This is a genomic window from Senegalimassilia sp. (assembly GCF_977052095.1).
Map to the genome: position 1 here is coordinate 1 of NZ_CDRSTZ010000062.1, position 9962 is coordinate 9962.

Annotated in this window: 8 protein-coding genes and 1 pseudogene; 7 read left to right on the top strand and 2 right to left on the bottom strand. The window is 64.0% G+C overall.

What is annotated here, in order from left to right; all coding sequences use genetic code 11:
- From ACWI6D_RS08750 to ACWI6D_RS08780, 7 genes are all read left to right on the top strand, one after another.
- Positions 1-618 (top strand): LytR/AlgR family response regulator transcription factor (locus ACWI6D_RS08750; protein ID WP_449134400.1); only part of this gene is annotated, 618 nt, incomplete at its 5' end.
- A gap of 264 nt (positions 619-882) precedes the next feature.
- Positions 883-2295, top strand: coding sequence for a DUF512 domain-containing protein (locus tag ACWI6D_RS08755; RefSeq protein ID WP_449134401.1), 1413 nt, complete (start codon positions 883-885; stop codon positions 2293-2295).
- Between the two features lie 40 nt (positions 2296-2335).
- Positions 2336-3652 carry a ribosome biogenesis GTPase Der gene (gene der / locus ACWI6D_RS08760; RefSeq protein WP_288284487.1) on the top strand — a complete coding sequence of 439 codons (1317 nt, stop codon included), beginning with the start codon at positions 2336-2338 and terminating at the stop codon, positions 3650-3652.
- A 12-nt stretch (positions 3653-3664) separates the two neighbouring features.
- Positions 3665-4327 (top strand): glycerol-3-phosphate acyltransferase, encoded by a 663-nt coding sequence (locus ACWI6D_RS08765; protein ID WP_129424893.1) that lies wholly within the window; start codon positions 3665-3667, stop codon positions 4325-4327.
- Positions 4328-4333: 6 nt separating this feature from the next.
- On the top strand, positions 4334-5347 hold the full coding sequence (locus tag ACWI6D_RS08770; RefSeq protein WP_449134402.1) for an NAD(P)H-dependent glycerol-3-phosphate dehydrogenase: 1014 nt from the start codon (positions 4334-4336) through the stop codon (positions 5345-5347).
- Positions 5348-6058: 711 nt separating this feature from the next.
- The gene (locus ACWI6D_RS08775) at positions 6059-7684 is read left to right on the top strand and encodes a DHA2 family efflux MFS transporter permease subunit (RefSeq protein WP_449134403.1); all 1626 of its coding nucleotides are present in this window, start codon (positions 6059-6061) and stop codon (positions 7682-7684) included.
- Positions 7684-8190, top strand: coding sequence for a CBS domain-containing protein (locus ACWI6D_RS08780; protein ID WP_449134404.1), 507 nt, complete (start codon positions 7684-7686; stop codon positions 8188-8190). Before ACWI6D_RS08775 ends, ACWI6D_RS08780 begins: the two co-directional genes overlap by 1 nt.
- A 426-nt stretch (positions 8191-8616) precedes the next feature.
- On the opposite strand, the gene trpC is transcribed toward ACWI6D_RS08780, so the two are convergent.
- Both trpC and ACWI6D_RS08790 read right to left on the bottom strand, forming a co-directional pair.
- Positions 8617-9501: an indole-3-glycerol phosphate synthase TrpC gene (trpC, locus tag ACWI6D_RS08785; RefSeq protein WP_449134405.1), complete on the bottom strand. Its 885-nt coding sequence runs from the start codon at positions 9499-9501 to the stop codon at positions 8617-8619.
- 33 nt (positions 9502-9534) lie between these two features.
- Positions 9535-9962, bottom strand: a pseudogene (locus ACWI6D_RS08790) (anthranilate phosphoribosyltransferase); the annotation flags it as partial.

Here is a 9962-nt window from a genome sequence, read left to right on the forward strand (position 1 = left end):
CAATTCGAGTGCTGTGGTTCGCAGGTTGCTGAAGAGCGCGTGTCGCGGGCGCCGCACGTTGACATTCTGGTGGCGCCCATCAATGCCGGGGGCGTGCACGAGGGCGGCATCGACTTGGTGAGGAAGCTTGATGCCGATCACGCGTTGCCCCTGGTCATCTACACCTGCACGCGCGAAGCGTACACGTCGGCAGTATATTCCACGCGTCACCAGTATCTGCTGCTCACGCCGTTTTCGCCTGTTGAGGTGCGCGCCGCGCTTGACAAGGTGCTCGGCATGATTGGTCGTGTTGCCGCGCCCGTGATGCTGCGCAGCGGCGGATCCACCCACGTCATCAACCCACACGAGGTGCAGTTCGTGCAAAGCCAGGGCCGCAAGGTGCTGGTATCGTACGTGGACGGCCGCGAGCTCTATGCGTATGCGGCGCTATCCGATCTGGAAAAACAGCTGCCCGGCAGCTTCGTCCGCTGCCACAAAAGCTATCTGGCGAACATGGAGCACGTTATTCGTGGCTGCCGCGAGGCGCTGACCATGACCACAGGCGCGCAGGTGCCGGTAAGCCAACGCCAATACCGAGCCGTCCGCGACGCCCTAGCCGCCGCCGGCAGACAAGAGTAGCAGCTTTCCACGTCTTCCTCATCATTTCGACTTGCTCGTAAGCGCTTGTGGCACAGTTTGCTGCAACCGCTTACTCTTTATTGTGTCTTCAATTGTCAAAGGCTCTTTGGCAACGTTCGGTCCTCGCATCCTTCTTGCGCAGAATCCGCGGAGGGGGTGGGTGCGTTGGTTGGCTTGCGCTACTATGTTCGGCTGAGCAAATTTCGAATGGGACAAAGGGACAGTCCCTTTGTCCCATTTTTTGGATGGAACGGCGGTGGAAGCGTGGGCGTGTATCCTCCCGAGGACGTGGCGGTTGAGGCGGCGAAGAAGCGTCGCGGTCGTCGAGCGCCCGAGCCTCCGCGCGCCGTCATCGAGTACGTGTTGCCCGAAAGCCCCGCCGACGACGTCGGGTTCACGCCAGGCTGCATCATCACCAGCGTGGACGGCCAGCCCGTGCGCGACATGATTGACTGGCGCTGGCTTACCGCCGACGATTTCATCACGCTCGGCTACATCGACACCGACGGTGAAGCTGGCGAAGTGGAGCTTGAACGCTGCGAAGGTGAAGATTGGGGCTTCGAATTTTCCGGCGTGGTGTTCGACGGCGTGAAGCAGTGCCGCAACGCCTGCATCTTCTGCTTCATGCGCCAGCTGCCCGACGATATGCGCCCGTCGCTGACGCTGCGCGACGACGACTTCCGCCTGAGCTTTCTGTCCGGTACGTTCGTCACGTTCACGAACCTGTCGGCCGAAGACGAAGCGCGCATCATCGAGCAGGCCATCAGCCCGCTGCGCGTGTCGCTGCACGCATCAAACCCCGAGGTGCGCCGCCGCATCATCGGCCGCCACGCCCAGCACGGCATCGACGTCATGGACCGCCTGCTTGCCGCCGGCATCGAATTCCACGCGCAGATCGTGCTGATGCCCGACGAGAACGACGGCGACGTGCTGCGCGAAACGCTTGAGTGGGCCTACGCACGCCCGGGCATCCTGGACATCTGCATCGTGCCCTTAGGGTTCACGAAGCACCAGACGTGCTTCACGAAAAGCTTCAACGACCCCGTGGCCGCGCGTGCCGCCATGGACACCATCGTGCCTGCTCAGCAGCGTGCTCTGGCCGAGCGTGGGCACCTGTGGGCGTTCGCGGCCGACGAGTTCTACTCAAACGCCTACGGCGACGAGCTGCTGGCGAACCTGCCGCCAAGCGAGCACTACGGCGACTTCGGCATGTTCGAGGACGGCGTGGGCATCATCCGCTCGTTCGTGGACGACTGGGAGGCCGCGGCCGAGGCGGGGCAGGACGTCGAAGCTGCCGAGGCGCTGCGCGCGGTCGGCATGCGCGTGCGCTACATCTCCGGTTTCGCCACGAAGCACTTTTTCGGCCCGCTGTTCGCGCAAAGCCCCGCCGCCGACGTGCTGCAGCCGCTGTTCGTGAAGAACGAGTTCTTCGGCGGCAACGTCGACGTCACGGGCCTTCTGTGCAGCTGCGACATCGCGGCGGCCATTCGCGCCGACGCCGCCGCGCATCCGGGCTGGCGCTATGCGGTGCCGTCCGTCATTTTCAACGACAACGGCGTCACGCTTGACGACGCAACGTTAGAGGATATGGAGAAGGCCGCCGGGGCCCCGGTTACCGTGGTATCCTGTAACGCGACTGGGTTCTTTCCGGAACTCGTCGACCTGGCGCGCAGCTAGCGTGCCCGAAGTAGTTTTCACCAACCGAAAAGGATTCGATATGTCTCTGCCCATCGTGGCGGTTGTTGGACGGCCGAACGTCGGCAAGTCCACCTTCGTGAACCGCATTGCCCAGGCCGACGAGGCCATCGTGCACGAGATGCGCGGCGTGACGCGCGACCGTTCGTACCACATCGCCGACTGGAACGGCGTCGAGTTCAAGCTCATCGACACCGGCGGCATCGAGATGGGCGACGACGACGCGTTCCAGGGCTCCATCCGCACGCAGGCGTTCGCCGGCGTGAACGAGGCCGACGTCATCGTGTTCATCGTGGACGGCCGCACCGGCATCAACGTCGACGACGAGGAAGTGGCGCGCATCTTGCGCAAAACGTCCAAGCCCGTGTTTTTGTGCGTGAACAAGATGGACAACCCCGACACCATGGACCAGGTGTGGGAGTTCTACCAGCTGGGCCTGGGCGACCCGTGGGCCATCTCGTCGGTGCACGGCAACGGCACGGGCGACCTTTTGGACGCCATCGTGGAGGAGCTGAAGAAAGTCGAGGTCACCGACGAGGACGACGCCGATCCGGGCATCAGCATCGCCATCATCGGCCGCCCGAACGCGGGCAAGTCGTCGCTGACGAACCGCCTAACGGCGGGTGAGCGCTCCATCGTGTCCGACGTGGCCGGCACCACGCGCGACGCCATCGACACCGTGGTGGAGCACGAGGGCCAGCGCTACACCATCGTGGATACGGCCGGCCTGCGCGTGAAAAGCAAGATCGACGAAGACGTTGAGTATTATGGCTTCGTGCGCGCCATGCGCGCCATCGACCGCGCCGACGTGGCGCTTCTGGTCATCGACGGCTCCATCGGCCTGACGGACCAGGACCAGCGCGTGGCCGGCTTCGCCGCCGACCGCCAGTGCGCCATGGTCATCGTGCTGAACAAGTGGGACCTGGTGGAAGGCCCCGAGGCCAAGGCCGAGGTGCGCCAGAAGATCGAGGACCGTATGACGTTCGTGGGCTACGCGCCCGTGGTTGCCACGTGCGCGCTGACCGGCAAGTCGGTGCACCGCATCTGGGATGCCGTCAACGTGGCCTACGACAACTTCTGCAAGACCATCCCCACGAACCAGCTGAACGTGTGGCTGGGCGAAATTCGCGAAAACGGTCACACCGTCAGCAAGGGCAAGGCCATCCTGCGCATGAAATACGTCACGCAAACGGCCACGTGCCCGCCGCAGTTCACGTTCTTCGTGAACCGCCCCGACCTGGTCAACGACAACTACGAGCGCTTCCTGGAGAACCGCCTGCGCAAATCGTTCGACCTGACGGGCACGCCGGTGAAGCTGAAGTTCAAGAAGAAGGACTAGGGAAGATTCGTTGTGGAACTGCTGGGAGCATTAGGGGTTTTCGTTGCGTCGTTCCTGCTGGGGTCCATCCCGTGGGGCGTCATCATCTCGAGGGTGTTTTTCCACACCGACATCCGCGAGCATGGGTCGGGCAACATCGGCACCACCAACGCGCTGCGCACCATGGGCAAAGTGGGCGGCGGCGCGGTGTTCGTGCTGGATTTCGGCAAGGGCATCGTGTCGGGGCTTATCGCGGCTGCCGCTGCGGCGGCGTTCGGCGGCGGCATGTCGCTGTCGGGCCACGTCATCGGCTACGACGACTTCGTTACCGTGGCGTTTTTGGGCTGCACGTGGGGTCATATCTTCAGCCCGTGGCTGGGCTTTAAGGGCGGCAAGGGCATTGCCGTGGCCGTGGGCTGCCTGTTCGTGACGTTCGGCTGGCAGGGCGCGTGCCTTGAGCTGCTCATCTTCGCCGTGCTGGTCATTGCCACCCGGTACGTGTCTTTGGGCTCAGTTGCGGCGGCGGTAGCATGCCCATTTTTCGCGGCGTACTATTTCCTGTTCGCCACGTTCGCGCCGCTGGCCTGGTTGTGCACCACGGTTGCCGCGCTGACGGTGGTGTGGGCGCACCGCGAGAACATCGACCGTTTGCGCCATGGGTGCGAGCGCCGCATCGGCGATAAGAAGAAGGCGTAAGGGGAAGTGGACGACGACATGAAAGTTGCAGTCATCGGCGCCGGCTCGTGGGGAACCGCGCTGGCGCAGACGCTGGCGCTGAACGGGCAAAACGTGGGCTTGTGGGCACGCAAGGACTCGGTGGTGCGCGGCATCAACCACGAGCACGTCAACCCGCGCTACCTGTCCGACACCGTGCTGTCCGGCAACATCGTGGCCACCACGTCGTATTGCGACGCGCTGCTGCGCGCGAAGGCAGCCGTCATCGTGACGCCGTCGAACCTGCTGCGCGGCGTGGCGCGGGCCATCGGGGACGTGGTGGACGATGATTTCCCCATCATCATCTGCTCGAAGGGCGTCGAGGCCGACAGCGGCTACTTGCCCGTGGGCGTGTTCGAGTCCGAGCTGGGCAACCGCGACCGCTTGGCCGTGCTGTCCGGGCCGAACCACGCCGAGGAGGTCATCAAGGGCAAGCCGGCCGGCACCGTCATCGCGTCGTCGGGCGAGGACACGGCGGTGCTGTTCCGCGACCTGTTCGCCTCGCCGACGTTCCGCACGTACACCAGCGACGACGTGACGGGCGTGGAGTTGTGCGCGGCGTTCAAGAACGTCATCGCCATCGCTGTGGGTGTGGCGTACGGGTTGGGCTATGGCGACAACACGGCGGCCATGCTGATGACGCGCGGTCTGGCCGAGATGAGCCGTTTGGTGGTGAAGTGCGGTGGGCAGGCCATCACGTGCATGGGTCTGGCCGGCGCGGGCGACCTGATTGCCACGTGCACGTCCGAGCACTCGCGCAACCGCTCGTTCGGCGTTGAGCTGGCGCGCGGCGGCACGCTCGACGAGTACCGCGAGCGCACGCACATGGTGGTGGAGGGCGCGCTGGCGTGCAAAACGCTGCAGACGCTGTCCGAGGCCTACGGCGTGGAGCTGCCCATCACCGAGGTGGTGCGCGGCGTGGTGTGGGAAGGCGCCGACCCCAACGCAGCCGCCCGCGACCTGTTCGCCCGCCCCCTGACCACGGAGTTCTACGGCTTGTAGTTTTGACCTGGGGAAACGGTGGTCGTATCCCGCCATTTCCCCATTAACCCTATGTCAAACGCCCTGTCCCCTTGTCAGTTTCTGACAAGGGGACAGGGCGTTTGACAGGATTTTTGGCCTCTTGCGCGGCCTTGTTGTCGTCTCGTAACGCTTCAGCAACGGAAACTGGGACAAGGGGACTGTCCCTTTGTCCCAGTCGATGCGGAAACGGTGAAGATGGCGGTTGGGTGCGCACCGGTGCGGCGTCGTTGGGGTAAGGTACCTCTCCGCTATGAACAATCTCAGTATGACATATGCTTCTTTGCGCCGCCCGCTGGTGTGGGCTGGCGTTTCGGCGTGCGCTCAGGTTTGCCTGAACCAGCCGCTTTCTACGTGCCGCATCTGATTGCGGGCGCGGGCGCGATTGGCCGCCGCGCGCGACGACCGCTTATGGGCTGCGCTCGTAAGCGCCGGGTCGTCTCTTTCTGAAATTTTCAGTAACTAATCGAATATTTTGCAATGTGCTGTGCGCTGGCGCTGCGCCAGACCCGTGTGTCGATGGGCGGCGCGTGTGCCGACGGCGAGCCGTTATCGATCGGTTGTTTCGCGCTAGCTCGATTTGCCGGCTCGAATCGTTCGCGAAATGGCTGCCTGTTCAAGCGCTTGCGCATTGCCCTTGGTTGCTGCGCCATTGCTGCTGCGCAGCGCTAAGGTCTCACGATGGGAGTGCCTATGTCTTCAACTTCTTCAATCCCCGCTAGCGGGAAAATCACCGGCGTGCAGGTGCGTATTGTAGCCGTGGTGGTGCTCGGCGCGTTTTTGGCGCTGCTGAACCAAACCGTCATGTCGCCGGCGCTACCGGTCATCATGGCCGACTTCGGCATCGATGCGTCTACCGCGCAGTGGATCATGTCCATCTATCCGCTGGTCAGCGGCATCATGGTGCCGGTTTCCGCCTATTTGATCGACAAGTTCTCTACGCGCAAGCTGTTCTTTGGCGCGCTGGTGGCGTTTGCCGCGGGCACGCTGCTGTGCGCTGTGGCGCCCGACTTCTCGCTGCTGATCGTGGGCCGCGTACTGCAAGCGGCCGGATCCGGCGTGCTGATGCCGCTGGTTGCCGTTGTGCCCATGCTGGTGTTTCCCGTGGAGAAGCGCGGCACGGCCATGGGCATGGCCGGCATCGTCATGAGCGCAGGCCCCGCCGTGGGCCCCGTTGCCGGCGGCGCGGTCATCGACGCATTCGGTTGGCGCGCCATGGTGGGCGCCATCGTGCCGCTTTCGTTGATTGTGCTGGTCATGGGAGTATTCATGCTGAAGAACGTCGGCGAGTTGAAGAACCCCAAGCTTGACTTCGCTTCCGTGGCGCTGTCCACCGTGGCGTTCGGCGGTCTGCTGTACGGCTTCTCTACCGCTTCATCGCTTGGCTGGACCAGCCCTGTGGTGCTGGGCTCGGTGGCTGCCGGCGTGGTGTGCCTCGTGCTGTTTGCGCGCCGTCAGGGCAAGCTGGAGCAGCCGCTGCTTGAGCTGAGTTGCCTGCGCACCCGCGAGTTCCGCGTGGCGGCTATCATCGTGACGCTTATCAACGCGGCGTGCCTGGTCACGAACACGTTGCTGCCGCTTCTGCTGCAGACCGCGCTGGGCGCTTCGGCGTTCGAAACGGGTATGGCCATGCTTCCCGCGGCGGCCGTGGGCATCATCATCAGCCCCATTTCCGGCGTGGTGTTCGACAAATTTGGCCCGCGCGTCATCTCCGTGGTGGGCTTGGCCCTGATGACGGGCGCGCTGTTCGCCCTGTCGCTGTCGTCTACCGCTACGCCCATTTTGGTGGTGGCTCTGTTCTGCATGCTGCAGGCGGCGGGTCAGGCGCTGGCGAACATGCCCGTGAACACGTGGGGCGTCAACGCCCTGCGCAACGAGATGATCGCACACGGCAACGCCATCGCGAACACGGGTCGTCAGGTTGCCGGCGGCTTGTGCACGGCGCTTATCGTTACGGTTATGACGTCGGTGACCGCTGGTGGCACTGCAGCTGGCGCAACGCTCCAGGCGGCAACTGCCACCGGTGCGGGCGTGGCCTACAAGGTGTGCGCCGCCATCGGCCTGGTGTCGCTGGTGTATTGCATCGTTGCCGTGCGCCCCGCGAAGCGCAAAGCCGCCTCTTCGCCGGCTGCTGCGAACAGCGCCGCCAAGGGCTCTTCGGCTGCTTCATCTGCGGCGACTTCGCCTTCTGGTTCCGATGGCGTTGCTTCGGCTTCTGCCTTGGAGCACGCTACTTCGCCCGTTGGAGCTGACACGCCGTCTGCCCCTTCGCCTTCCGCATCCGCAACTGCATCCGCTTCCGTAAAGGAGAACCGCTAATGTCCGAGATTGTTCCCGAGAGCATTCCGCTTGAAACCGCCGGCACGCCGGTGTCGGCGGTGATGATTGCCGATCCGTTCACGTGCCTGGCCAGCGCCACCATCGCTGACGTGGTGCGCATCATGACCGAGCGCGGCGTCAGCAGCCTGCCCGTGGTGGACGAGGGCGGTTTCGTGGTGGGCTTCATCAGCGACGGCGACATCATGGGCGCGGTGGCCCAGCATCGCGCGCACACGCTGTTCACCGGCGGTGACGCGTCTATGCTGTACTTCGATGACATGAGCTTCGAAGAGCGCGTTGACCAGCTCAAAGAGCGTTGCGTCATGGATTTCGCCGTCCGCAAGGTGGTGTGCGCGAAGCCCGAGCAGTCTATCGCGCGCGTGGCGGCCATGCTGTCGAAGAAAAAGTTCACGAAGCTGCCGGTGGTCAACGACGAAGGCGCGCTGGTGGGCGTGGTGCGTCGCACCGACATCGTGAAGCACATCTTCGCGAAGATGTTCGCGTAACGCGGTTGTTCTGCGGCTGCAAGGTAAACGCTGATGTGAAACGGCTTCGGAAGGATTGCATTTTGCGTCGGATTGGCGTTTTGTGCAAAGAATTCGAAGTAGAGGGGCGATTGACGCAGCACAAGACCTCGAATTGTCGGAATTCGAGGTCTTGTGGGTTTAATAAGCATCATATGGGTAACCGTCATCAGGTGAAACGATGACGAGATATGGACCCGATAACCATGCAGGCCTGAGGCGGTGCCCCTGGCGGCTGCAACATCGACTTCAGTTCGCAAGCCGCAAAGTTTTTACCAGCAGGTGCTCCATGGCACGTTCGTCCTTTCCTTCGTTTCGCTATCGTTCCCCGCTAGGGCTTAGGCCTGCGCGAGTGCTTTCCCTTGGGCCACCCGCCAGGCGGCTATGTTTGGTGAACGCTTCGGCTGGCTACCTTGGCCGCCCGTCTCCTCGCAGCTCGGCGAGCTTGGCGCGCTTGTCGTCGGCGCGCATAAGCGCTTCGCCCACCAGCACGGCGTCAGCGCGCATGGCTCGCGCCGCCTCGACGTCGGCCGGCATTACGATGCCGCTTTCGGACACGAACAGCGTGTGCGGCGGCACCAAGTCGCGCAGCGCGCGGGCGGCGTTCATGTCCACGTCGAATGTTTTCAGGTCGCGGTTGTTCACGCCGATCACGCGCGCCCCGCAGGCGATGGCGCGCTCAATCTCCTTGGCGGTATGTGCTTCCACCAGGGCAGACAGGCGAAGTTGGTCGCACAGCTGGCGGTAGGCGGCAAGCTGCGCATCGTCAAGGATGGCGCATATCAGCAGCACTGCCTGCGCGCCAAGCGCCTTCGCCTCGTAGACCATGTACTCGTCCACCACGAAGTCTTTGCGCAGCACCGGGATGCTTACCGCCTCGGCGATTTCGGCCAGGTACTCGTTGCGGCCTTGGAACCAGTACGGCTCGGTCAGGCATGAAATGGCCGCCGCACCTGCGGTTTCGTAATCACGTGCTATCTGCAGGTACGGGAAATCCGCCGCGATGAGGCCTTTCGAGGGGCTTGCCCGCTTCACCTCGGCGATGAACTGCACGCCGGGGCGCTCGAGCGCGCCTTCGAACGGGAAGCTGCATGGCGCCGCGGCGTGGGCCGCCGCGAACGCCTCGCCGGACAGCGGCAACCCGTCGGGGCCGGGCTTTTCGGCAGCGCATCGTTCGCAATCGCGCGCCAGCGCTTCATCGGCAGCCTGCTGCATGCTCGCAAGCGACCGCACACGCTTCTGCTCGGCAACGCGCTCCCGCGTGCGCTCAGCTATCTGATCAAGAATGTTCAACCGTGGTCCTTTCGTGTTTGGCGTGACAAGGCGCTATTGCGCGTTGCTGGCTTGGATGTAGGCGTTGAGCTTCACGGTTGCGGCGCCGGTGTCGATGAGCTCGTTGGCCCGGGCCACGCCGTCGCGCAGCGAGGGCACTGCGCCGGCGATGTACAGGCCGGCTGCGGCGTTGAGCACGACGGTGTCGCGGCGGCATCCGCGTTCGGCTCCCGACAGAGTATCGCGCGTGATCTGCGCGTTTTCCTCGGGCGAGCCGCCGCGCAGGTCATCGCGCGTGCAGCGGGCCATGCCGAACTGCTCGGGCGTCAGCTCGTAGGTGCGAAACGCCGGCGCGTGGAAGTCGCCGCCGCCGAACTCGCACACCTTCGTGGGGCCGGCGCACGAAAGCTCGTCGAGCACGCATTCGCCGTACACCACCATGCCGCGCTGCACGCCCAGGCTTACCAGCACGCGGGCAAGCG